Below are 23,788 nucleotides of genomic sequence, written 5' to 3' on the forward strand. Positions count from 1 at the left end.
AAGATAAAATCAAGAAATGTCTAAGGAATATCTATTTTAGGTAAGAATATTTCAGCAAGCATACAACGGGCACTTCCACCACCACATATCTCTATAGTTGATAAATCACTATAGAGGATTTTTGTATGTTTTTCTATAGTGGTTATTTGCTGAGGAGTGAGTGCATTGTAAGCAGTTTTGCTCATTACCAGATAGGTGCTATCTTTTCCTTTTACTTGCAGCATATTCCCTACAAAATAGTCTACTTGTTCATTACTAATAGTAATAATTTCTTTTTTATCCTCTTTGAGATGATTTAGTACGTTTTTTCGCTCATTTTTATCCTCAATAACATCGGGACAGATAATAGCAAAAGTATTTCCCAAAGCCATCATCACATTCGTGTGATAGATAGGTTTGAGTTTTCCTTCAGTTTTTTGGAATGCTTTAAAGATGACTGGAGTGTATTCGAAATCCTCACAGAACTCAATGAACAACTCTTCATTAGCTCTTGGAGAAAGTGCACAATAAGCTTTACGATGAATTCTATCCAAGACCATAGCTCCTGTACCTTCTAAAAAAAGTCCTTCCTTCTCAGCAGAAGTGTAATCAAAGATGTTCTCTATATGGAAACCAGCATCTTCTACAATATCTAAAATATCCTCTCTACGTTCTCTGCGTCTGTTCTCTGCGAACATTGGATAAATAGCTACATCTGCAGTATTATGAAAACTTATCCAATTATTAGGAAAAATAGAGTCTGGCGTATCTTGATCATAGATATCATCTACTTGAATTACATTTACCCCCACAGCTTTTAGTTTCTTAACAAGAGTGTCAAATTCTTCTTGTGCCCTATAGTTGATTTTTTCATTAGTAATATTAATTCCTTTTTGAAAATAATTATTTACAATGGTTTCTTCATTCGTTCGGAAACGGATAGGACGTATCATTAAAACAGTATCGGTGATTTGTTTTTTCATTTTTGTTAGATTAAATTCTATGCCAAAAGTACATCATTTTTCTTTACTATCCAAATTTTTATAAAAAACTTTGCCAAAAATATTTTTGGCAAAGTTTCCAATAATATCATTCTTATTGTCCAAGAAGATAAGCAAATATGAGAGGAGCAACAATAGTAGCATCGGATTCAACAATGAATCTCGGAGTATCTATATCTAATTTGCCCCAAGTTATTTTTTCATTAGGTACTGCACCTGAATAAGAACCATAACTTGTGGTAGAATCGGATATTTGACAGAAATATGACCAAAAAGGTACATCCTCCCATTCTAAATCTTGATACATCATAGGTACTACACAGATAGGAAAATCACCCGCAATACCTCCTCCTATTTGGAAGAAACCTACTCCCTCTCCTGTGGCATTCTTTTTGTACCACTCAGTGAGATATATCATATATTCAACGCCTGTCTTAACTGTAGAGGCTTTTAAATTCCCTTTTATGACGTTAGCAGTAAAGATATTTCCAGTAGTGGAATCCTCCCATCCTGGGCATACAATAGGCAAATTTTTCTCGGCAGCAGCAAGTATCCAAGAATTCTTAGGGTCTATTTCATAATATTGTTCCAAGACCCCTGATCGTACTACCTGATAGAGAAATTCGTGAGGAAAATAGCGTTTTCCTTCTTTCTCAGCCCTATGCCAAACTTCTTCTAAGTGTTTTTGTAAGCGCCGAAAGGCTTCCTCTTCTGGAATACAAGTATCCGTTACACGATTGTAATGGTTGTCTAAAAGTTCTCTTTCTTGTTCAGGAGTAAGGTCTCTATAATGCGGTACTCGCTTGTAATGTGAATGAGCTACAAGGTTCATTACATCTTCCTCAAGGTTAGCTCCTGTACAGGAAATGATATCTATCTTTCCTTGACGAATCATTTCAGCTAAGGAAATACCTAATTCAGCTGTACTCATAGCTCCTGCAAGGGCAACAAGCATTTTTCCTCCTTTTTGCAAGTGCAATTCATAGCCTTTGGCAGCATCTACTAATGTAGCTGCATTGAAGTGTAAAAAATTCTTCTCAATAAATTGAGAAATAGGTCCTTTATTCATCTTTTAAGTATTTATATAAAGTTCAGATCATTGTAAAATCAGAAAGGATAATTTATTCCTATATTAAAAACAAAGTTAGATAATCTTAGCTTGGTTGTCCAATGTGAATCCACATATTTGGAAGGATTATAGAGCTTCATTCCAAAATCCCCACGAATAACAAAATAACTCATATCATAACGAAGCCCAAAACCTGTAGCGAGCCCAAGATCAGATATGTCAGAAAATCTATCTAATTTATAATCTGTATCCTCCTCATTATCAAGAAAGTGCCATACGTTTCCTACATCAAGAAATAAGGCTCCTTTTAAGGAATTTGCAATTGTGAAACGATATTCAGCGTTTGTTGTAAATTTGAAGTTAGCTTCATTAAATTCCAAAGGAGAACCAGAAGAGCCAGGACCTAAAGCATAAGCTCGCCAGCCTCTGTTATCATTAGATCCTCCTGCAAAATAACTCCTTGAGAAAGGAATGCTATTTGCATTTCCATAAGGCTTAGCAAAGCCAATAAAAGTACGAAATGCAAATACCTCTCCACCATTCTTTCGAATAGATAGTGGTATGTGCTTGATATATTCTAATTCAGCTTTTGCATATTGTGCATAGGTAACATCAAGAAATTTACGTTGTCCTTGTTCATCTGTTGGCAACTTACGTATAATATTGAATAATTGAGGAATATTTCCTGCAGTTTCCACTTTTACACGAAATTGTTCATAGTCAGACTCATAATAATTCATTGTACTATTGGACATATAAGTAAAACTTGAAGCTAAAATGAGATCATTCTTTGTTAAACGATTATATCGTTGGTATATATTGGCAAAATCTAAATTATCTTGAGGATTACCATACCAATTTCCCTGTTGAACTACATAATCAATATAATTATAAGCTCCTACTTGATCATCTAGATTTCCATTATTATCTAGAAATTGTGCTGGGGCATTATTTTTTTTAGCAAGTTTGTTTAAAGTTTCATAAGAAGTTCGGTAAATACGAAAGTAATTATGAGGGTTCTTATTTCGCACAAACTCTACATCTAAGAGCTCTAATATATTACGATTTACGGTATTAGGACTCCATGTATAACGTAATACTCCAGTAGTCTTTTGCTTATCTAGTCCAATATTCTGTTGAGTACTGGTGGAAAATTGTAAAATTGTTTGTGGTGTTTTTGAATAAGGAATAAGAGATTCCACTTTTCCGAAGAACCATATACGAGGAATGGTCAGTCGCAATCCTCCTCCGTATTCAAATACATTAAAGAAGGCTGAAGAGCCATCTAAAAACTCTTGTGCTCCCATCGTAATGCGTGGAGTAATTTCTAGTGTTTCTGCACCTCTGAAAACATTCCTTGCAATAAAAGAGGTGCTAAATCCTATTCCAAATTCTTGAATAGAGGATCGAGAAAGTTCTGTACTAGCCTCAATAGAGAAACGAGAAAGAGGTTCTAAAAAGATATCCGCTATCAAAGTTCTTTCTAAAGAATCTTTGGCTACGTAATGGTATTGTATATTTGGATATTTAAAAGAACGTAAGTTATTGATTTGTCGATATGCATTATTTCTATCAATATCTCTATAGAGACTGTTGGAGCGTAAAGCTATTGCATCATAGAGAGTCTGTTTGCGATAACGTAATTTATTGCGATAATAATAAGTAATACCTTTGTATTCTACTGAGTCATAAGTGGTGGTTTGCAAAGAAGAATCATAATCAGTATAAATATATACTTTCTTAATATGATGTGCTTTGTAAGGTTTTTCAGTAGGGGGGTCAGTAGAGCGATCTGTATAATTGGCTATAGTGGTGGTTACATTAATAAGAGAGTCTCTGTTATAAGTAACGGTATCTCTAGCAATGGTAAAATCTATAGCACTTTGTTGGAAATTATAAAAGCCATTATTTCGTAATATATTGGTAATGCGAGTGCGTTCATTAGTGAATTTCTCTAATGAATAATGTTCTCCTTTCTTTATTAATCGTTCTCCGAGATACTTTCTGTAAAGAGAATCTACCTCTGGAGAAAGAATATGTTCACTTAGGGAATCAATATAAAATCGCATTCCTTTGTCAATCGTATATATTACAGAGGTCTGTTTTTCTTTTTCTAAAGGAAGAATATCATAATGGCTTTGGCTGTTGTAATAACCTATACTATTATAGTAAGCTTTAAGAGTTTGTGATGATTTTCTTGTAAGAGCAGTGTCCAATATTACAGGGGCTTGTCCCATTCGCTGGAGCATCCTATCTTTTCCTGAGACGAGAAAGGACTTACCTAAGCGTTGTGTTTGTTTTTTAGAAAGAAAACTATCTAAAAAACGATGCCAGCGAGGATGTTTTTTTAACCATTTTTGATAATTTTCCTCAGCATGGTCATCTGCTAAGTTATAGATAAGTAATCCTAATGGAATTCCCAAAATACGGGAATTAGGTTCCTGTCGAAGATAACTATATACATGATGTATTTTTGGTTTCTTATTATTTATACTGATATCATTTTTACGCAAAAGAAAAGAACCCTCAGGAACTTTTTTTGTAGAATTACATCCTGAAAGAGATACAAAGATTAATAACAACAGTATTTTTATAATGAAATTGCACTTCATTGGGCACCCTCAAAAATTCGGCTCAAAATTACAAATTTTAAACGGTATCTCAATAATAAAAAAGCGTTAATTCATTGGACTAATATTAATCCTAATTATAAATTTTGAAAAAGGGATTTCTAAAGACTATTTCTTTAAGTTTAAATTTCTTGATTATATGTAAGTTATTGTTTTATAATATAATATATACTTCTTTAGTTATCTAAGACATTATTTGTTTTCTTTATAAATAGTCGCTATAAAAACATCGCAACTGTTCATTTCCTCTTTTACAAACTCCTCTGCTAATCTATTATTATCTTTTATGGAAGAGTTGGAATTACTTTTAGGATCAAAGCAGCTGTCCCAAATACAATCAATTCGAGCTTCAAAACCAGGGCTATGCCAAATGCCTCCTTCTATTCTCCAAACATACATTTCTCTACGAGTACATTCTTTACAAACATCAATAGCAGCTAAAGATGACAGTTTCATAATACTATTTCCATCTAACTCAAAAAACAGTATAAAACTCTCATATCGCTTATTTCTATCAACTTTTGTATTCATATCTAAGATTTCTAAAACCAATTTATTCTGCTGTCAGCAATCCAATTTGTATTATTTTTATCACTAATTTGTACAACTTCATTTGTTCTGTCATTTACCACAAATATAAGTTGTATCATTTTCAAAGATTAAATTAGGATTATTTTTTTATCCATTGTTCAATACGCTCGTCCATAGTTTATTTCCTTCATTTAAAATTTAATTTTCTTGCTCATAGGTGGATATCAAATAATCTTTCTTTTAACTCATAAAAAGTATTATGATATTCAAGTGTATAAGCTGTTTCCGATTTTCTTTCAAATACTATATGCTCGTATTGGTTTATTAACTCCTAACACTTTTTTACAAATACCTTACGAAATGTTTTAATGTCCATCTATTTGTTTTTTTTAATCCTCCTGTCCCATTTTTCTAAAGATTATTGAATAATTTCTAAACCATGTAAATATGCAAATTTGATTAAACTTGCACCGTAAAAGTCCTCAAAATGTAAATCGATGCTTTCTTTTGGAATTTCTTTTAATGAGTTATAAAACGAAATATATTTTTTCTTTAACTTATCTTCTTTGATAACTTTATTAAAATATCTTTCAGCCGGCTCTTTACCGCCAAAATAGTAGATATAGTAGAGCAAAGCATATCCTTTTAATGAGCCGTTTAAAATTCTTTCGATATTTTTATTTGTATCTTCAAAGTCTGCAAATAAAGGTATAATGTGTTTATGTAATAATCCCGTAATTTGCGTTACGGTATCTTTATAGTTTGCTCCAGCCAACTGCCACCAAGCACCTGCTTTTCTTCCGGCTAAAGAACTAAGCTCTCCGCCGTAAATAATTCCCTCACTGGTTATGCCCACTTTTTTCATAGCCTTTGAATAAATGTTGATATGCGGGATAAACTCAACATTAGATTCACAGTTATATCTATTGGCTTGAAAATATATTTCAAAGATAATGTCTTTGTTATTTGCAATTTTTCGTAAAGTCTTTCCTTTACCTAACACTTTAAAGTCAGGGAAATTGCGTGCTATTTCTTGCCATGCTTTTTCGCAAAGTTCTCTTGGTTTTTCAGTCATAAAGATTTATTCGGCAGCGCAAAGCTCATCCAGCTTTGCGATCAATATTTTATCCATCCATTTACAGATAATGGTATAAGCAGTATCTATTTTTTCTTCATTCGCTATATCAAGATACACTCCCTTGTTCCATAATGAATGATATAAAACTTGGCTATCGGCATCGGGGCTTGGATCATAGGGACGACGATTGATAATGTAACATACATCTACATCAATTTTTTCATTTGTATTCCCACTAAATGAAAAAAAGGCAATCATATAAGTGAAATTTTTGCTGTGCATTGTCAATGTTCTGTCAGACTTTTTATATTTAAAACCTAAATCCCTATATTTTTCTTCCAGTTTATAGCCAAGTATTTGTACCGCCTCTTTAAATTTCATAAAAATTTTCCTTAATCTTTCTCTGATACATTAAACTATTTCTCCAACATAATTTGTAATAATATAGTTGTGTTAAATAACTTTTAATAAATATTTAATTCAATCACTTTTCTATATATTCAGAAGGATAAACAATATGTTCATTCCTATCAAAAACAACAAATTCTATATTTGGCTGTCGATTATTTATTATAAAATCTATAGCTTCTTTTCTATTACTAAAAATAGAAAAGACAATCTGATTATTATTTTTCATATATGATGTATACTTTTCATCTAATATATGCCCTGTCATTGCATCTACTCTAAGAATAGCAACTTCCTCGTTTTTTAGAGTAGGAAATTTTAATATGTCTTCCATCCCGCAAAATCTTTTTCGCCTTCTTCTTTACGGACTCTTCCGTAAATATCTAACGTCCGCTCCCAAACTTTATTGCATTGCTCGTCGGTAGCAAAAATAGTTAGGAAATCTTAAATATCTTTTTAAAACATCATTATATAATATTACAATGCACTATCTCTTAATTTTAAAATCCTCATTGCCTCTTTAGATATTTCATCATCCTTATCATTTACCATTTTTTTTAATAAATCAATTGGGATTCTCTTATTTCTAACAACAGCCATTCGGATTGAAAAGTCAGGGTCATTCATCAAAATCTCAAAAATATATCTATCATTTTTATTTTTCATTGCAACAGTAAATCGAACATCCGAATTTTTATCTTTACAAAGCAATTTTAATACATCAATGGGTATATATTTATTATGAACGAGCCACGCTTTCCTTTCAGGATAGTTATGTATTATCTCAGAGATTACTTCGGAAGATAATTGCTCTATTTTGGTTCTATTATTATCTTCCAAATCATCACTGTCTGCTAATTTTATATATTCTTTTATATTGTCAATCATATAATTATCCTCCACAAACTCTTTTTTCTTTTGTCGTAAATGTCATAAGTCGGCAATCCAAACAAGTTCGCCGTTATCATCTATCGAACGTATAGGTCTACCTATATGGTCGGTTATTATGCTGTACGATTTACCGTTTGCAAGCTTCGCCGTCGGGGTAAATCCTTCAAATATCCACGTCGTTATTTCATTTCCTCGTTTTCCCTCCCTTTTTATTTCGTGCAAAGGTACGTTACCTATTTATGAAATTAACTATATGATTATTTTTATTGAAAGCTCTTATAGTTTCCAATCTTTCACTTGAACATATCTTTTCCAATAATGTTTTTTGCATTTCAATTTCTTTAGCAATAATTGAATTATAATTTTCTTCCACTTCATAGCAAATATAAAAACATTGGAAAGGCATATCGCTACAATAGTTGATACTATTAATATCTTTATTTATCATATAATCAAAACCATAGGCGACACATAAAGAGGGCTTTTGAGCCAAGTCAGATATAGTAGTAGCTATTTCTTCCATATCGGGAGTTAGTCTGAAAACACAATTATCTATTATTTGTTGAATAATTAAAGGGTCTATTTTTGCTCCAGTACTAACATAATTAAATCCTCTGGACAAAATATTTTCTAATTCTTTATAATGGCCAAAATCATATATGTCTGTATGATTATTACATAAGTCATAATATAAAGGCATCATTCGTTCAGCCATTGAGAAAGCAAAAAGCTCTCTCTCTTTATCATTTAAAGATTCTATTCTTTGATATATTATTACATTATCCATCTTTGCAATCTATTTTCCTTTTTTACTTTTTTTGCCTGTTGTTTCTGTCTCAAATTTTATATTCTTTTCTTCCATTAAAGTTTGGCAATCTATACATATTTTAGAACTGGCTTCAATTGCTATTATTCCATTGTTAGACCTCGCTAATGCTTCTTCTGCGTGAACATTTTCTAATCTACTATGCACAACTGTAATATTATTATCCTCAGCCCATTTCACAATTTTACTATCAACTTTTGGGGTGCTTGAAGAAACAAATAATGTACCATATTCATTTACACCAACAGCTGTAACTCTTCTTTTTTGAGCAAATTTATCCAAATTACTGTGAGCTTCTTTTGCTAAATCTTGTAATTCATTTAGCCCAAATACATCAACCCAACTATTTGTATCGTGAACATAAGCGTACAACGTAGGATTATTCCCTGCCAACCCTATCGGGTCTTGGCTTATGTAACAGCCTGTCTCTGAATTATACCATCTGTACCTATTATAATATAATTTTTCTATTATAAGTTCTTCTTGATACCCTCTGGACTTCAATTCTACCCCTCCAAACCTCAATTTTACTCCTCCGGACTTCAATTTTACTCCTCCAGACCTCAAATGCACCGCAACGGAGCATTACAAGACCGCAACGGAGCATTACAGGACTGCAACGGAGGGCTTCTGAAGTGGTAATTTGGTGTAAAATTATCCTATGGAGGACTAAAAAACACCTACGGAGGACTAAAAAAGAGGTTTGTACTACTAAAAAACTCCATCAGAGTTGTTTTATAGCGGTTCCGATGGAGAGTAAGAAAGAAAATACATACTTTACGTACGAATAATCGGTGGGGTTGCCTGATAATTGTCGTTATTGTGCATTAGCTTAGCATTGTATCCCCCTATGTTTAGCCTTTCTAAAACTGCGGTAGTGGTCGGAGATTATCGAATAATGTTTATTGCCTTGTGTTTTAGCGACAGAAACAAATTTTGGAAAACCTACGTCGTTATTTCACTTTAATTATATACTATTTTTTAATTTATTAAAATACTTTTCCAACATTTTTACATTGTTTTTTCTATCAATTTTACCATCCGTTTTATCCGTATAAACAAACCATTTTTCTGCTAAATCATCAAATAGTTGTTTTCCTAAGTCTGTTAAATCGCTTTCCTTGATGATTGTATCAATATTCAAATCACCTTGTTCATCGAAGGGATTTTTCTGTAAGAGCTCTTTTTCACAAGAAAAACGGAGTAAATGAAAACATATAGTAAACATTGCTATCTTATCATCTTTCATTGGATAAGCATTAATCATACTGCTAACATTTAATAATACTGTATCTTTCATATTTTTATAATTTGTGTTGGAACAAAAGATATGATATATTATGCTGTTACTAACTTTTTGTGTAAAAGGATAATATATCACCATAGTTATGGGTGTTACTGATGCATTCTATAACTATATTTTTATTAGGGAATTTATGTTTAAAATAAATACTCCAAGAAAATTGTAAGAACTCAGCTATGTTTTTAAATAATTTATCATCTGTAATATCAGTACAATGAGCAAATAAATCATATAAATATAATTTATTTATCTCAAATTCTATTTCACTACTATTGTTATATTTCTTTTTGAGATTCTCATAGAGAAAATAATCATAATTATCCTTTAATAAAATACAGTTCTCAATTTCTATAATCTCAGGAAATAGCAATTTACCTATAATCAAAATGTCATCAGGATGAATATTAAAACTTATATATTGATATATGTCAATATTATCTTTCTGAGACCATCTGTTTTTCCATTCTATATACTTACCTATCTCTTCTAAATTCATATATTAAATATTTCGGGGGATTTCTTCCTTTATCAATTTCTAAACGCTTAGTTCTATTGTTTATAATTAAAGTTGGAGTACCTTCTTCATTTATTTATACGTTTAAAATTAATCATCATTAAACCGCCCACATTCAAGAACAACATCTTTAATTTCATTTGATTCAATAAGAAAATCTAATTGTTCTAAAGAAATATCTAAAGGAAATTTTCTATTGCTTTTAATATAATTCTGCAATAAACTTACTATAATATCAAATTGAGTTAGAGACATAAAAACAATAATAGTACTATCTTTTATAACTATTTTTGATTCTTCGGACTGTACAATTTGCAAACTTGTTCCATTACGAGAGATAAAGCTACTATTTTTTGATGTAAATAATTTGTAAAAAGCCTCTATATCTTCTTCATTTATGGATATGATTAAAACATCTTTGTAAGTATTTATTGTTATTATATCTTTCATTTTCTCTGTTTTTATAATGTTTTATCATCAGTTATAATGATACCCGATATACCAACAGAAGGATTTAAATAATAAATAATCAGATGATTGTTACGATTATTATGATAGTTTGATAAATCAGTATTACCTCAATCTCAGTCCCTGCAAATATGCCATCTTCATTTCTCCCGCTCCGACAAACTCATTGTATTTAGGATCTATGTTATCTTCTTTCATATTTAATAAGGTATTATATAGTTTCATATATTGTCCTTTGTACCGACATTGGTTTATCTTCGTTTGAAATACTTGCTCTGCCGTTTCTTTTCCGCCGAATACAAGAAAATATGATAACGAAATGTCTAGCTTCTGGGTAATGCCGTATTCGATAATTTCGTCCGATGATTTGCAAAATACATCAAACAACGGAAGTACCGTATCGGTAAGGGCTTTTTGTATTTCAGAAACTGTCCGTGCATAACTGGTTTTTGCAAGATTCCATATTTTATATTCAGCCCCAAGGATATAGCAAAGCTGTTTCCCCCAAACTATTCCGGTGCAATATTCGTTTTTATAGGCTTTAATATCAAACGTTTTTACGGCTTTTGAATATACAGTGATATGCGGAATAATCGTAACGGAATTTTCATCATTATAATGTGAAGACTGAAAATAAACCTGCAACGTAATATCCTTATTCGGTCTTTTTGAAACGGTTTGCCCTTTTTGTGCTACCTTAAATCCGTGCAAGATTAATACTTCTGCTATCTCGTTGCATCCCTTTAAAAATATTTCCCTCGGTTTCTTACTCATAAAATGGTCTCTCCTTATAGTTGAATGTATGAATAATTTATGTTACTTATTATTTGCTTCTATAAAAACCACCTCAAATATCTTACTCCAATTCTTACCCGTGATGAAGAACGTACTACGCCTAGCGTGATAAGCAATGCCATTAAGAACATCTAAATCAGGAGTTTGTTCTACTTTTTCTTTTAATCCTCGTACATCTACAACGCCTTCTATAGCACCATTATTGGGGTTGATAATCATAATACCATTTTTTAGATAAGTATTAGCATATATTTTCCCGTCTACAAATTCTAATTCGTTAGCATTGGTAAAAATAGACTTATTAGTACATAGTTGTAAACTGTCTACTTCTTCAAAAGTGTTAGGATTGAGTATCCAAATCTTTTCTGAACCATCACTTTTGTAAAGTTTATCACTACCGTTATGACAGAGTCCCCAACCTTCTTTGCTTTAAAAATATCCTTTTTTTGATATATCTATTTTATTAGAATAAGAACTTTCATAAAAAGAGTATAAACTTTTATTAGATAAAAGTTTATACAAAAAGAGCTTCAGAGAATTTCGAAGCTCTTTTTTGATGACTATTTTTTTCTTCTTCTTCTTATGAAAACTATTAATCCTACAAAAGCAAGCAACACTGCTATAGAAACCCATAGGGTATTGAAAGATACTTTCTTTTGTTCTCCTGTGATGGAGTTTTCTTCTTTTTTTAGAATCCTACTGTTCTTAGTGTCAAACTCCTCACTATTGGCTTGTTGTGCTTTAGTGAGTTGAGACTGATAAGTTTGAGCATTAGTAGGGGAGGCTTTTTGCATGATATATTGCTGTAACTTTTTGTTTTCAGATGAAAATTGAGAGGATTCTACACCAAATTCTTTAACAAGATTGGTATGTAACTCTACAAGCTTAGTTACTTGTGCTTGTGATGCCTTCCACATTCCTTTACGAGTGGCTTCCAACATTACTGCTGTTACTTCTTCCAAGGAAGCAACATTCTTTCGTTTGATAAAATCAGTTACTCCTAATTTGAGCTTATCCTCTATATAAATTTCATATACCTCATTCCAAAGAGCATCATCAATTAATTCAGGTCGAGTAGCTTCCCATCCATGCATATTGGTAACAATCTCTTGTATTTGTCCAGCACTGGAAGCTTCCCCTTTCATCATTTCCTTGATATACTTAGGGTTGAGTACCGTAGCTCGTGCTTCAACTCCTATAGCTTCTTTAAGTTCTTGAATATGCATATTCTTATGATTACGATAATCGGCGAGATAAGCATCAGGATCCTTGCCTGTAACTTCTTTGATTGCGGCATTCATACCTCCCATGAATTCGTATACATGATCTAAACTAAGAGCTCCCCAGGTATTATTTTGTCTAGGTTGGATAAGTACATCGGCATTTTTAATAGCTGCACGGAACATGCCGTTTTGAAATTTACTCCAATTTTCTCTACTTCCATAGAAAGCACCCATATTGTGCATGTATACTTCCGCAATATCTTTCTGGGTTTCCCACTTATCTCCAGCATTAATAAGTTCTTTAATGCCAGTATCATATCTTCCTTGTAATCCTCCAAAGATACGCTGAGTGGACATTTCACGGGCATCTTTAGGAGGTACTCCTGCTTCTACTAATTCTTTCTCTATATTCACTGTACCAGCGCTTACTTCATTAGGATAGGTTTCTTGAGGTAAGGCACTTACCATTTCAATAGCTTTAGTAATTAAAAATAGGCGAGAGGCGGCTAAGTCACGAAATTGTCCAGAGGTCTGTATTACCACATCTATACGAGGTCTTTTAAGTTCTTCAGAAGGAATTAGGCGAATGTCTCCTACTCTTCCAAAAGTATCCCATATAGGTTCCACCCCTAACATATATAATGCTTGAGCTATGGAAACTCCCTCAGTTTCCACAAATTCAGAACTCCAAAAAGTATAGGCTATTTTTTTAGGAAAAGTTCCATGTTTTTCCTTATATTCATTAATGATATTTTGAGCTAAAACGACTCCTCTTTCCCATGCTAATTTAGAAGGGGTAGCTTCTGCGTTTACGGAATAGAGATTGTGCCCTGTAGGGACTCCTTTAGGATTTGCTACAGCATCTCCCCCTGAAGAGGGAGATGTATATCCTCCATTGAGTGCATTAAAAAAAGCTTTCTCTTCTAATTTTGGGCTACTTTCTAAACCTTCTTTATAGACACTTACACTTGTAATTGCTTTTTCTATATCTGTGATGGCACGAGCGCGATCTATTTTTGCCTTTTTAATAGCTATCTCAGCTAATTCCTTTTCACTAAGAGGTTTATTCTCTATTTTCTTTACAGGAGCTTTTTTTGTTTTAGTAGCCTTTCCTATAGCATCAGGTTTCTTACTCTTTTCTGTATCAGGTTTTTGCTGAGAATTAGAAGCCTTTGTCATCTGTTTTTTTAGGAAATAAGGCATGCTACCCTCTTCTTCTTGAGCCATTATTTCCTTTGATTTTTGCAATTCTTCTGAAGTTATTTTAGCATACTCACAGATAAGTTCATTTGTTACAGGCTTTCCTGATAAAATCTGTTGTACAAGTGCTTTTGCTGGATTCAGATATTTTTCTGAAAAAAATACTTTTCTCTTTAGATCATTTTCTGTAACCTTTCCATTAAGTTTATCTAAAGATGCTAAACTATAAGCAATAGGATCAACAGACATGGCCATGGCAGTTGAATTGATTTTGTCAGGAGAATAAGGTATCCCCATCGTATAGAGTTCTCCATTGATTTTTTCAGTGGCTATTTCCTCTGCGAAATTGGATAGTCGGTCTATTTCGGTTTCTGTATAGGGATTACTAAGAATACTATCTAAGCGCAAGTCACGATGTAGTCCCATGTTGACTGCTAATTTTTTGATATGCAAAGAAATGGTATTTTTATCAGTGGAATTTTTTGCTTTTTGGTAAGAGAGAATAGCATTTTCTAGTTCATTGAAAGTGTTACGCATATCACTTTCAGTAAAAGCAGGAGTAAGATAGGACACTAAAGAACCATAGGAACGGCGTTTAGCAGTCATCGCCTCTCCAATATTACCAATAGTATAATAATAAAAATGAGGTACAGTACCTACGAGAATATCTCCCCAGTCATAATCAGAAAGGGTTACTTGCTTATTAGGAGTAAACTCCAAAGATCCATGAGTGCCAAAATGGATTAGAGCATCAGCCTTAAGTCCATTTTGTATCCATAAATATGATCCTATATAGGCATAAGGAGGAATTTCTTTTACTCCATGTTGTACTTTGAAATCATCTTCTGTACTAATAGCAGCAGGAGGTTGTGGTAAAATGGTTATGTTTCCAAAAGAAACTTGAGCCACAGCTAAATAATCCTTCCCATTTTTGACGGTATTAAGATAAGTTCCTGGTATAGCCCCGTTATGAGCAATTACTTCTTTATATAGAGACTTTGGAAGTGCTTTTTGGAGCCAATTGTCCAATTCTGCTGCCTCAACCAAAGCAGGATTTCCATTAAAGAATCTTTCTATTTCTCCTTTAGAACTTGCTCTATAAGTATTTGCTTGATTGTTAAGTATCGTATTGAATTGTTCCGCAGTAGGAGGGAGGTTATCTACTTTATATCCTTCTTTTTTAAGCTGTTGTAAGAAATGATAAAGAGATTCAACTACTTCTAACCCTTGTCCTACAGGCGGATTTTTCCCCACTCCTTTGAAATAAACAATGGCTAATTTTTTATCCTGATTTTGTTTCTTCTTAAGTTCAATGAAGTTATGTATGATTTTAGCAAACTTTGCTGTGCGATTTCCAATAGCATTAAGAAAGTAATAACCATCTTTATTTTTTTCTTGGGCTATAACTACATAAGGATAAAGTGCCCCGTCTAATTCTGGCATAACAACGGTTTGCCCTAAAAAGCCACCAGACATACCCATGGGATCTTTTTCCCAATTCTCTTTAAGAGAGAGTACGGAAAGTCCTGTAAAGATAGGAATATTTTTTTGTTTGATCCAGTTAATGAATGTTTCAGGAGCCCCCATCATCATTTGTCCATGAGGGAAATACACAATGGCATCAGGATTGATATCTTCTAGAAATTCTATTCTTTTGGCTTGTGCAGTAAAAGGATATACATTCATTCCTTCATTTTGTAGGGCTGAAATAACCCCATTGAGATGCTCTTTGTTCCCACCAAAAGGTTCATGTAATCCTGATACGACAGCAATACGAGGCGCATTTTCTTTGTAATAATTATTCTTCTTTAGATATTCTTCATACGCCTGTAAATTATTGAAAGAAAGTTCGTCATCCAGATGGAAGTATACGTTTTCTTTACGTTCAATTGCTGGAGCTGGTTCGGTAGCAAACCATTTTTTATCAATATATTTGCGTACATATCGAGCTAAGTTTTGATAATTATTTTTATTAGCACTCTCTAAGTATTCTGATATTCGCTTTTGATCTTTTTCATTGAGGCTATTAATATCATTATCCGGATTAGTAACAGCAAAACTATGGAAAGGTACCCTTTGTGAAGTTTCTATAAGGAGATTGCGTTGTTCTTCACTTATTTTCATACCCATTCCCCAAATAAGTACAAAGTCATAATTTTTGAGTCTATCAAGTTCTTCTAGAGGGACTTCCTCAAATTTGATAAACCTATCCTTATTGGATAATGCCACATTAGAGGACTGATAGCTCAGAAAATTTACCAGTGCAATACGCGTAGGCGCTATGTACTTGCGCCATACAAAGTAACCCAATATCCCAATAAATAATAGGGAGGTAATAAGTAGGATCTTTTTTCTCATAATAAGGAGATTAATATATTTTTCTTAATTAATAATTAGATTTATTTTATATAATTTGAATTCCGCAAAGGTACAACTTTTTTTAAAATTATTACTTAGAATGAATAAAAATAATTATAGTTGTAATGTTTATATGAAAAAAATAATTATCTTTGAGTTTGGAAAGTAATTATAACAAGAATGGAGCAAAAAATACGTTGTACTTGGTGTGAAGGTAATTCTCTCTATATAGATTATCATGATACTGAATGGGGAAAATTCACTTATGAAGAAAATACACTCTTTGAGTTTCTCATTTTAGAGGGATTCCAAGCAGGATTAAGTTGGTTGACTATATTGAAAAAAAGAGATGACTTTCGCAAAGCTTTTGATGACTTTGATCCTATGAAAGTTGCTTCTTATGATGAAAGGAAAGTAGAAGAACTTCTTTCCAATGAAAGAATTATACGTAATAAACTTAAAGTCCAAGCTGCAATTAATAATGCGAAAAGATTCATAGAAATACAGGAAGAATATACTTCTTTTGGTGATTATCTTAAAAGATTTGTCCCTAATCCTATTGATAATTATCCTGATACACTTGAAGATGTTCCCTCACAATCTCCCTTGTCAGACCTATTGAGCAAAGATTTGAAAAAAAGAGGATTCAAATTTGTTGGCGCTACAATTATCTATTCTTTTTTACAAGCAACGGGTCGTATAAATGACCATTTAAAAAATTGTTTTACAAGAGAATAAAATAATATATAGTCTACTTTGTTAAAAAACTTATAGAATAGTATGTGTATTATTCTATAAGCTTTTATTATAAACAATTAACTTTTTTATATGAACAAATATTGTTGATAACTCTTAATTAACAACAATTCTATTTTTGTTGAAAATTATTTTATTCTTGTTAATTTCTCTTCTTTAATATATATTAAATATAGTTGTAAATATTTGATATATAACCATTTATGATATATATCTTATTCTAATTTATTTCTTAAAAACAGAAATATTTTCTAATGCCCATTCTGTACAAATTAGTTGATATAGATATTTGCTTGTAATTTTGTAACAGAATTTGACATAGCTGTGAATGATAGATGTCCCTTACATAGAAACCCAAAAAGTACCTATTATTTATCCTAAGGGAATAGAACTTTATATAAAACGAGAAGATAGAACTCATATTTATATTTCAGGAAATAAATATAGAAAATTGAAATATAATATTATAGAGGCTATTCAAAGAGGTTATAAGCGGTTGATAACTTTTGGAGGAGCTTATTCCAATCATATTGCTGCTACAGCTTATGCTGGGAAACTTGCAGGGATAAGAACTATAGGAGTTATTCGTGGTGATGAATTAGCCACAAAAGTAGCAGAGAACCCTACACTTTGTTTTGCTCATGATTGTGGTATGCAATTTTATTTTGTTAGTCGTGAGCATTTTCGTCAAAAACAAACGGATGCTTTTAAGGAAGAACTTGCTCAACTTTTTGGAGATTATTACTATGTTCCTGAAGGAGGTACTAATGCTTTGGCTATCAAGGGTACAGAGGAGATACTTACTCCAGAGGATGAGATATATGACTATATTGCTACAGCTGTGGGAACTGGAGGTACTATTGCAGGACTGATTAATAGTGCTTTTGTACATCAAAAAGTATTGGGTTTTCCTGCTCTTAAAGGAGAGTTTCTAGAAGAAGAACTCAAAAAATGGGTACATAACTTTGATAATTGGACACTTATACATGATTATAATTTAGGAGGATATGCCAAAATAAATGAAGACCTTATTTCTTTTCTTAATGATTTCTTCAGGCAGACTCATATTCCACTTGATCCTATTTACACAGGAAAGATGGTTTATGGACTTACAGATTTGATAAAAAAGGGCTATTTTCCTCCCAATAGTAAAATAATGGCTATTCACACTGGTGGATTGCAAGGAATATATGGAATGAATCAAAAACTTAGTAAAACAAAAAAACAGATAATTAATTATGAACAAGAAATTAATTAGTCTTTTGTGTTTGTTATTGATAGTAAGTTCATGTAACACTACACAGAGAAGCCTTTCATCTCGAAAACCTATTACTCGTATTCCTGAAAAGGTATTGACAGAAAGCAAACGTACTCAAACCTATATTAATAAGGATATCCCTGAAACTCCTGAAGAACTCCGAGCTACTTCAGCAGTGAAAGTAACTCCTGCTCTTATTCGTGAATATATTAATACCTACAAAGATATTGCTATGGTGGAAATGCAACGCTATGGTATTCCAGCAAGTATCACTTTAGCTCAAGCAATATTAGAGAGTGGTTCTGGACAAGGACGATTGGCGCGCCATGCACGTAACCATTTTGGAATCAAATGTCATTATGGTTGGGAAGGAGATACAATTACCCATGATGATGATGCTAAAGGAGAGTGCTTCCGTAAGTATGAGCATGCAGAGGCTTCCTTTGAGGATCATTCTCAGTTTCTTCTAAATCGTACTCGTTATGCTTCTCTTTTTGAACTAAAAGCAGGAGATTATAAAGGATGGGCTTATGGACTTAAAAAAGCAGGATATGCCACCGACCCTGGGTATTCTCAAAAACTTCTTACTCTTATTAGTAAGTATGAGCTTCATCAATATGATACTCAGGTATTAGGATTTGCCTACAAAGAAGAAAAATCTATTTCTCCTATTCCTAATACTCCTCCTATTCCTGTTGGCAATAAAAAAGAAAATATTACCAAAGGAAATGATGCCCTTGTAGGGAAAATGAGTAGCATTTCAGCTACTGGGACAGCAAGTATTAATACTGCTAAAAAGAATACTCCTATTAGAAAAGATAGTACGCAAATAGCTCAAAAGATAAGTAATACTCAAATAGCTGATAAAAAAGTGAATGCTATTGTTAAAAAGGATAGTATGACTGTTGATAGTACTCGTGTGGTAAAACCTCAATCAACAAATAATATTACAGAAGAACCTGCTATGGATATAATAAAAATGTATATTGTAAAAAAGGGAGATACTTTGTATGGTATTGCTCGTAGAGCAGGGGTAACCGTAGAACAATTGATGAATCTTAATAACATGAATAATTCTAATCTGAATTTGGGACAGATACTTGTTATTCGAGAGTAATTCTAATTTTTGATGAAAACAATGTGGAAAACTCTTTCTTTGAGAGAAAAAATTCTTTTTTTGATAAATGGAATCATAGGTGCCATTTTACTTTTCGCTTATGTACTTCCCTTCATTCCTCCACGATACTTTGAATATGCGACCTTAAGTGTTTTTACTCCCTTGTTAATGATACTTAATATAGGCTTTATTATTTTATGGTTAATATTACGTAAATGGAACTTCTTATTTTCAGCAGTACTCTTTTTCTTAGGCTTACCCTTTATGCATCGTTTTGTGCAATTCTCCCAAAACACATTACCTCCTAAGGGACAACCGAGTATCATGAGTTTTAATGTCCGTTTACTGAACCATTACAAATGGAGTAAGGATCTCACTTTGCGAGAAAAAATAATTTCTTTTCTTAGAGAAGAGCATCCAAATATCGTTGCTTTACAGGAATTTTATAAAAAGGAAAATGAAAGTTTCCCTTTCTATAAATATAAACGATTTATTTATAAGAATGAAAATGATAAAATAGGGCAGGCTATACTCAGTGATTATCCAATTATAGGAAGTGGATCTCTTAACTTTCCTCATACAGGGAATAATGGAGTATATGCTGATATTGTCCTTGGAAAAGATACTCTTCGCCTGTATAGTTTGCATTTTGAATCTTTTCATATTGATGATACTCAAATTACTCAAGAAAACTCAAAAAAAATACTCCTGAGCCTTCCTAAGCGTTTTGCTATTCAACAATCTCAAGTAGAACTTTTTGATGCGCATGCCGATACTTCTCCATATCCCATTATTGTTTGTGGGGATTTTAATAATACTGCCTTTTCTTATTTGTACCAAAAAATTCAGAATAGAGGACTCATAGATAGTTTCCAAGAAGAAGGTTCAGGGTTTGGAAAGACTTATTATTTTCCTTATTTTCCTTTTCGCATTGACTATATTTTTGCTGATCCATATTTTAAGATTACTTCTCATAAAGTATATACAGGAATCAATTATTCAGACCATTATCCCCTAAAGGCAACCTTTATAAAGAGAAAGTAACTAATGATCAGTAACATATAACTTGTAATAAATAATTAATTATTAATCATTAGGAAATTAATCATTGATTTCGTACTTTTGTCCCTTATAAAACTCTTTATATGGACTGGAATCCCAATCAGGTATTACTTGACCTGCATTTTATACAAATACGCTACTATAGCCTTATGTTTGTTATTGCCTTTTCTTTAGGCTTTTACATCACCAAAAAAATCTTTTTAGCAGAAAACAAACCTTTAGAGAAACTCGATACCTTGGTCATCTATGTAGCCATAGCAACGCTTTTGGGTGCACGCTTAGGACATGTTTTCTTCTATGATTGGGCATATTTTAAGCATCATTTATTGGAAATTATTCTACCTTTTCGTTTTTCTCCTAAATTTGAGCTTACAGGATTTGCAGGTTTAGCAAGTCATGGAGCAGCAGTGGGTATTATTATAGCAATGATTCTATACATACATAGGTATCCTGAATTCAAACTTTCTTGGATACTTGACCGTATTGTGATTCCCATTACTATAGGAGGGATGTTTGTTCGCTTTGGTAACTTTATGAACTCTGAGATTGTAGGGAAAGTGGTGGATAAATCATTCCCTTTTGCAGTAAAGTTTTTGCAATCAGGTGATTTTAGCCCCTATCAGGCTATGGAACTTACGGGGCAAAACACCCCACAAAAAGCCTTTGAAGTGATTGCCCACAACCCACAATTTGTAGAAATCTATAACCAAATTCCTTACCGACATCCAGTACAACTCTACGAGGCTATTTGTTACTTTTTTCTTTTCTGGCTGCTCTATTACCTCTATTGGAAAACCAACAAGAAAAACCAGCCTTATTTTATCTTTGGTGTGTTCCTTATCGCCCTTTGGACTATTCGTTTCCTTGTAGAGTATGTCAAGGACAGTCAAGGCGGTATTGAGAATACCTTAGGTATCTTCTCCACAGGACAGTGGCTGAGTATCCCCTTTATCCTCGCTGGGGTATTTCTGCTGTTCTTTAAGAGAAATAAAGATATACATTAAAAAGGAACTACAACAAATAGATTTTTTTATGTTGAACATAGAACGCTTTATATCCAAATACGTTACCAAACGTCCTGAGAGTATGTTTCTTAAGGATTTACATGCTCACCAAAAAGAGCTTACCGCAGCCATAGAAGGGAAGCGTGTATTAGTCATAGGAGGTGCAGGCTCTATAGGGAGTTCTTATATTAAAGTACTATTACCTTTTAAACCTAAAACCTTGGTAGTGGTGGATATTAATGAAAATGGACTAACTGAACTCACCCGTGAGCTACGTAGTACTTCCGCTTTCTCAGTACCCGATGACTATGTAACCTACCCCATGAGCTATGCTGATGATACTTTTGTAAAGATGTTCAAAGCTCGTGGCGGATTTGATATAGTAGCTAATTTTTCTGCTCACAAGCATGTACGCTCAGAAAAAGATAAATATTCTGTAGAAGCCTTACTGAAAAACAATGTAATCAATGCCAAAGGCTTCTTAGACTTGTTATGTGATTATCCCCCTGAACATTTCTTCTGTGTCTCCACAGACAAAGCTGCTAACCCCGTAAATATCATGGGAGGAAGCAAGAAGATTATGGAAGATATGATCATGGCCTACGCAAAAATTTTCCCTGTAACTACTGCTCGTTTTGCCAATGTGGCTTTCTCCAACGGTTCCCTACCTGCCGGATTTTTAGAGCGTATTGCCAAGAACCACCCCTTATCCGCCCCCTCAGATGTAACACGCTATTTTGTATCCCCTGAAGAAAGTGGACAAATATGCCTAATGGCTTGTATATTAGGAACTACAGGGCAAATATACTTTCCAAAACTAAAAAAAGAACAAGCACTTACTTTCTCCACTATAGCTACAGAATTACTTAAAGGCTTAGGATATGAACCCTTAGAATGTCACAGTGAGACAGAGGCTATTGCCAAAGCAGAAAGTAGGAAAGAAAATGACAAATGGTATCCTGTTTATTTCTCAAAGAGTGATACCACTGGAGAAAAGCCCTACGAAGAGTTTTATACCGAAGGAGAACAAGTTCTTTTAGACAAATATGAATCTTTGGGTGTGATCAACCTTCAAAGTTTCAAAGAACTGACTGAAATAGAAAATTTTATCAAAGAGCTAACAAAACTATTTGACAACCCTGACACCCAAAAGAATGATATAACCCAACTGATGAGAAGGTTCTTAGTGAATTTTGATCATCAAGAGACTGGGAAATATTTAGATAGTAAAATGTAGTAAGGTAAATAGTATATTTTTTGGATAGAACAATACATGGAAACGAATGTTTTAATACATAAAGATAAAAATCTAATAGAAGGACTGAAGAAACTAAGTGAGTTACAGGACATCAGTAGGCTTATCCTCTTTGTAATAGATGATAATAATAGAGTAATTGGTTCTGTAACCGATGGAGATATTAGGCGTTCTATTGTAAATGAACAAAATCTACAAAAGAAGTTAGGCGATATTTGTAACCGATCATTTAAACATCTTTTACAGAGTAGTGCTTATCAGAGTTTTGAAAGTTTTAGAAAAGCGGACATCAGGATCCTACCTGTTCTTGATCAAAAAGGACAGATGGTGGAGCTTATAGACTTAGAAAAAACAAAAGCAAAACTCCCCTTAGAAGCTGTTATTATGGCAGGAGGGCGAGGAAAGCGCCTAAGCCCTTTGACTGATACAGTTCCAAAGCCTATGCTTCCTTTGGGTGGTAAGCCTATCATTGAATATAATATTGATAGACTGATCAGTTTTGGAATCCGAAAGCTCTACATCTCTATAAAATACCTCGGAAAACAAATCATAGATTATTTTGGAGATGGAAAGCAAAAGGGTATTCACATTGAATATATACAAGAAGAAGAACCTTTGGGTACAGCCGGTGCATTAGCCTTAATTGACTCTATAGCGACAGAACATGTCTTATTGATGAATAGTGATTTATTCACTAACATCAATCTTGAGTCTCTCTACCTAAAGTTAATCAATGAGCAAGCAGATATGTCAGTGGCCTCTACTGAATACAAAGTAGATGTACCTTATGCCATTTTTGAAACCAATCAAGGAAGAGTGGTTAACTTTAAGGAAAAACCTAGCTTTATATATTATTCTAATGCAGGAGTTTATATACTGAAAAAGTCCTTAGTTCAGAAAATTCCTAAAGGAAAATATTGTGATATTACAGATGTTATGGAACAATTAATCTGTGAAGGAGGAAAACTTGTCTATGATCCAATTATAGGATATTGGATTGATATTGGAAAACCTGTTGATTACCAGCATGCACAGGAATTTATAAGACATCTAGAATACTAA

The 23,788-nt window shown here is 32.9% G+C and carries 23 protein-coding genes and 1 pseudogene; 7 read left to right on the forward strand and 17 right to left on the reverse strand.

The annotated features are described in order from the left end of the window. Positions 1 to 20: 20 nt before the first annotated feature. From ctlX to HMPREF9071_RS04570, 17 genes and pseudogenes are all read right to left on the reverse strand, one after another. The gene (gene ctlX, locus HMPREF9071_RS04495; protein WP_009745393.1) at positions 21 to 962 is read right to left on the reverse strand and encodes a citrulline utilization hydrolase CtlX; all 942 of its coding nucleotides are present in this window, start codon (positions 960 to 962) and stop codon (positions 21 to 23) included. A gap of 112 nt (positions 963 to 1,074) precedes the next feature. After that, positions 1,075 to 2,049 carry a deoxyhypusine synthase family protein gene (locus HMPREF9071_RS04500; protein ID WP_009745394.1) on the reverse strand — a complete coding sequence of 325 codons (975 nt, stop codon included), beginning with the start codon at positions 2,047 to 2,049 and terminating at the stop codon, positions 1,075 to 1,077. Between the two features lie 38 nt (positions 2,050 to 2,087). Continuing rightward, positions 2,088 to 4,631, reverse strand: a complete 2,544-nt coding sequence (locus HMPREF9071_RS04505; protein ID WP_253908254.1) for a BamA/TamA family outer membrane protein — start codon at positions 4,629 to 4,631, stop codon at positions 2,088 to 2,090. A 240-nt stretch (positions 4,632 to 4,871) separates the two neighbouring features. Then, positions 4,872 to 5,210, reverse strand: a complete 339-nt coding sequence (locus HMPREF9071_RS04510) for a colicin transporter (protein ID WP_009745396.1) — start codon at positions 5,208 to 5,210, stop codon at positions 4,872 to 4,874. An 11-nt stretch (positions 5,211 to 5,221) separates the two neighbouring features. Further along, entirely contained in the window at positions 5,222 to 5,329 is a 108-nt protein-coding gene (locus tag HMPREF9071_RS12660) for a colicin E5-related ribonuclease (protein ID WP_117601729.1), read from the reverse strand. A 299-nt stretch (positions 5,330 to 5,628) separates the two neighbouring features. Then, positions 5,629 to 6,285, reverse strand: coding sequence for a DUF4304 domain-containing protein (locus HMPREF9071_RS04515; RefSeq protein ID WP_009745397.1), 657 nt, complete (start codon positions 6,283 to 6,285; stop codon positions 5,629 to 5,631). 6 nt (positions 6,286 to 6,291) lie between these two features. Beyond that, on the reverse strand, positions 6,292 to 6,669 hold the full coding sequence (locus HMPREF9071_RS04520) for a hypothetical protein (protein ID WP_009745398.1): 378 nt from the start codon (positions 6,667 to 6,669) through the stop codon (positions 6,292 to 6,294). A 103-nt stretch (positions 6,670 to 6,772) separates the two neighbouring features. After that, a complete protein-coding gene (locus HMPREF9071_RS04525) occupies positions 6,773 to 7,030 on the reverse strand; it encodes a hypothetical protein (protein WP_009745399.1) in 258 nt (85 codons plus the stop codon). 143 nt (positions 7,031 to 7,173) lie between these two features. Continuing rightward, positions 7,174 to 7,599: a HEAT repeat domain-containing protein gene (locus HMPREF9071_RS04530; protein WP_253908255.1), complete on the reverse strand. Its 426-nt coding sequence runs from the start codon at positions 7,597 to 7,599 to the stop codon at positions 7,174 to 7,176. A gap of 217 nt (positions 7,600 to 7,816) precedes the next feature. Continuing rightward, positions 7,817 to 8,374: a hypothetical protein gene (locus tag HMPREF9071_RS04535; RefSeq protein ID WP_009745402.1), complete on the reverse strand. Its 558-nt coding sequence runs from the start codon at positions 8,372 to 8,374 to the stop codon at positions 7,817 to 7,819. Between the two features lie 9 nt (positions 8,375 to 8,383). After that, complete coding sequence (locus HMPREF9071_RS04540; protein ID WP_253908256.1) at positions 8,384 to 8,959, reverse strand: RHS repeat-associated core domain-containing protein; 576 nt, start codon at positions 8,957 to 8,959, stop codon at positions 8,384 to 8,386. A 421-nt stretch (positions 8,960 to 9,380) separates the two neighbouring features. Continuing rightward, entirely contained in the window at positions 9,381 to 9,713 is a 333-nt protein-coding gene (locus HMPREF9071_RS04545; RefSeq protein ID WP_009745404.1) for a hypothetical protein, read from the reverse strand. Positions 9,714 to 9,762: 49 nt separating this feature from the next. Next, positions 9,763 to 10,212: a hypothetical protein gene (locus tag HMPREF9071_RS04550; RefSeq protein WP_002672080.1), complete on the reverse strand. Its 450-nt coding sequence runs from the start codon at positions 10,210 to 10,212 to the stop codon at positions 9,763 to 9,765. A 108-nt stretch (positions 10,213 to 10,320) separates the two neighbouring features. Then, a complete protein-coding gene (locus tag HMPREF9071_RS04555) occupies positions 10,321 to 10,680 on the reverse strand; it encodes a hypothetical protein (RefSeq protein ID WP_002672079.1) in 360 nt (119 codons plus the stop codon). 123 nt (positions 10,681 to 10,803) lie between these two features. Next, positions 10,804 to 11,472: a DUF4304 domain-containing protein gene (locus HMPREF9071_RS04560; protein WP_009745405.1), complete on the reverse strand. Its 669-nt coding sequence runs from the start codon at positions 11,470 to 11,472 to the stop codon at positions 10,804 to 10,806. A gap of 42 nt (positions 11,473 to 11,514) precedes the next feature. Then, a pseudogene (locus HMPREF9071_RS04565) lies at positions 11,515 to 11,922 on the reverse strand (glutaminyl-peptide cyclotransferase); the annotation flags it as partial. Positions 11,923 to 12,053: 131 nt separating this feature from the next. Further along, entirely contained in the window at positions 12,054 to 16,274 is a 4,221-nt protein-coding gene (locus HMPREF9071_RS04570; RefSeq protein WP_009745407.1) for a cobaltochelatase subunit CobN, read from the reverse strand. A 180-nt stretch (positions 16,275 to 16,454) separates the two neighbouring features. On the opposite strand from HMPREF9071_RS04570, the gene HMPREF9071_RS04575 reads away from it, so the two are divergent. The 7 genes from HMPREF9071_RS04575 to HMPREF9071_RS04605 all read left to right on the forward strand — a co-directional run bounded on the left by HMPREF9071_RS04575 (position 16,455) and on the right by HMPREF9071_RS04605 (position 23,788). Beyond that, a complete protein-coding gene (locus tag HMPREF9071_RS04575) occupies positions 16,455 to 17,012 on the forward strand; it encodes a DNA-3-methyladenine glycosylase I (RefSeq protein ID WP_009745408.1) in 558 nt (185 codons plus the stop codon). 346 nt (positions 17,013 to 17,358) lie between these two features. Continuing rightward, the gene (locus HMPREF9071_RS04580) at positions 17,359 to 18,288 is read left to right on the forward strand and encodes a 1-aminocyclopropane-1-carboxylate deaminase/D-cysteine desulfhydrase (protein ID WP_009745409.1); all 930 of its coding nucleotides are present in this window, start codon (positions 17,359 to 17,361) and stop codon (positions 18,286 to 18,288) included. Further along, positions 18,269 to 19,405 carry a glucosaminidase domain-containing protein gene (locus HMPREF9071_RS04585; protein ID WP_009745410.1) on the forward strand — a complete coding sequence of 379 codons (1,137 nt, stop codon included), beginning with the start codon at positions 18,269 to 18,271 and terminating at the stop codon, positions 19,403 to 19,405. The genes HMPREF9071_RS04580 and HMPREF9071_RS04585 overlap by 20 nt, the downstream gene beginning before the upstream one ends. 60 nt (positions 19,406 to 19,465) lie before the next feature. Then, positions 19,466 to 20,449 (forward strand): endonuclease/exonuclease/phosphatase family protein, encoded by a 984-nt coding sequence (locus HMPREF9071_RS04590; RefSeq protein ID WP_253908257.1) that lies wholly within the window; start codon positions 19,466 to 19,468, stop codon positions 20,447 to 20,449. A 101-nt stretch (positions 20,450 to 20,550) separates the two neighbouring features. Next, a complete protein-coding gene (gene lgt / locus HMPREF9071_RS04595; RefSeq protein ID WP_009745412.1) occupies positions 20,551 to 21,471 on the forward strand; it encodes a prolipoprotein diacylglyceryl transferase in 921 nt (306 codons plus the stop codon). A gap of 28 nt (positions 21,472 to 21,499) precedes the next feature. Further along, positions 21,500 to 22,708 carry a UDP-N-acetylglucosamine 4,6-dehydratase gene (locus tag HMPREF9071_RS04600; protein ID WP_009745413.1) on the forward strand — a complete coding sequence of 403 codons (1,209 nt, stop codon included), beginning with the start codon at positions 21,500 to 21,502 and terminating at the stop codon, positions 22,706 to 22,708. 36 nt (positions 22,709 to 22,744) lie between these two features. Continuing rightward, positions 22,745 to 23,788 carry a nucleotidyltransferase family protein gene (locus HMPREF9071_RS04605; RefSeq protein ID WP_009745414.1) on the forward strand — a complete coding sequence of 348 codons (1,044 nt, stop codon included), beginning with the start codon at positions 22,745 to 22,747 and terminating at the stop codon, positions 23,786 to 23,788.

Origin of the sequence: Capnocytophaga sp. oral taxon 338 str. F0234 (assembly GCF_000192225.1) — a bacterium.
In the GTDB taxonomy this organism is placed as follows: domain Bacteria; phylum Bacteroidota; class Bacteroidia; order Flavobacteriales; family Flavobacteriaceae; genus Capnocytophaga.

What these genes read in the sequence shown, in the direction of transcription:
- ctlX (WP_009745393.1), bottom strand. Translation starts at nt 962, where the DNA reads ATGAAAAAACAAATCACCGATACTGTTTTAATGATACGTCCTATCCGT.
- HMPREF9071_RS04500 (WP_009745394.1), bottom strand. Translation starts at nt 2,049, where the DNA reads ATGAATAAAGGACCTATTTCTCAATTTATTGAGAAGAATTTTTTACAC.
- HMPREF9071_RS04510 (WP_009745396.1), bottom strand. Translation starts at nt 5,210, where the DNA reads ATGAATACAAAAGTTGATAGAAATAAGCGATATGAGAGTTTTATACTG.
- HMPREF9071_RS12660 (WP_117601729.1), bottom strand. Translation starts at nt 5,329, where the DNA reads ATGATACAACTTATATTTGTGGTAAATGACAGAACAAATGAAGTTGTA.
- HMPREF9071_RS04515 (WP_009745397.1), bottom strand. Translation starts at nt 6,285, where the DNA reads ATGACTGAAAAACCAAGAGAACTTTGCGAAAAAGCATGGCAAGAAATA.
- HMPREF9071_RS04520 (WP_009745398.1), bottom strand. Translation starts at nt 6,669, where the DNA reads ATGAAATTTAAAGAGGCGGTACAAATACTTGGCTATAAACTGGAAGAA.
- HMPREF9071_RS04525 (WP_009745399.1), bottom strand. Translation starts at nt 7,030, where the DNA reads ATGGAAGACATATTAAAATTTCCTACTCTAAAAAACGAGGAAGTTGCT.
- HMPREF9071_RS04535 (WP_009745402.1), bottom strand. Translation starts at nt 8,374, where the DNA reads ATGGATAATGTAATAATATATCAAAGAATAGAATCTTTAAATGATAAA.
- HMPREF9071_RS04545 (WP_009745404.1), bottom strand. Translation starts at nt 9,713, where the DNA reads ATGAAAGATACAGTATTATTAAATGTTAGCAGTATGATTAATGCTTAT.
- HMPREF9071_RS04550 (WP_002672080.1), bottom strand. Translation starts at nt 10,212, where the DNA reads ATGAATTTAGAAGAGATAGGTAAGTATATAGAATGGAAAAACAGATGG.
- HMPREF9071_RS04555 (WP_002672079.1), bottom strand. Translation starts at nt 10,680, where the DNA reads ATGAAAGATATAATAACAATAAATACTTACAAAGATGTTTTAATCATA.
- HMPREF9071_RS04560 (WP_009745405.1), bottom strand. Translation starts at nt 11,472, where the DNA reads ATGAGTAAGAAACCGAGGGAAATATTTTTAAAGGGATGCAACGAGATA.
- HMPREF9071_RS04570 (WP_009745407.1), bottom strand. Translation starts at nt 16,274, where the DNA reads ATGAGAAAAAAGATCCTACTTATTACCTCCCTATTATTTATTGGGATA.
- HMPREF9071_RS04575 (WP_009745408.1), top strand. Translation starts at nt 16,455, where the DNA reads ATGGAGCAAAAAATACGTTGTACTTGGTGTGAAGGTAATTCTCTCTAT.
- HMPREF9071_RS04580 (WP_009745409.1), top strand. Translation starts at nt 17,359, where the DNA reads ATGATAGATGTCCCTTACATAGAAACCCAAAAAGTACCTATTATTTAT.
- HMPREF9071_RS04585 (WP_009745410.1), top strand. Translation starts at nt 18,269, where the DNA reads ATGAACAAGAAATTAATTAGTCTTTTGTGTTTGTTATTGATAGTAAGT.
- lgt (WP_009745412.1), top strand. Translation starts at nt 20,551, where the DNA reads ATGGACTGGAATCCCAATCAGGTATTACTTGACCTGCATTTTATACAA.
- HMPREF9071_RS04600 (WP_009745413.1), top strand. Translation starts at nt 21,500, where the DNA reads ATGTTGAACATAGAACGCTTTATATCCAAATACGTTACCAAACGTCCT.
- HMPREF9071_RS04605 (WP_009745414.1), top strand. Translation starts at nt 22,745, where the DNA reads ATGGAAACGAATGTTTTAATACATAAAGATAAAAATCTAATAGAAGGA.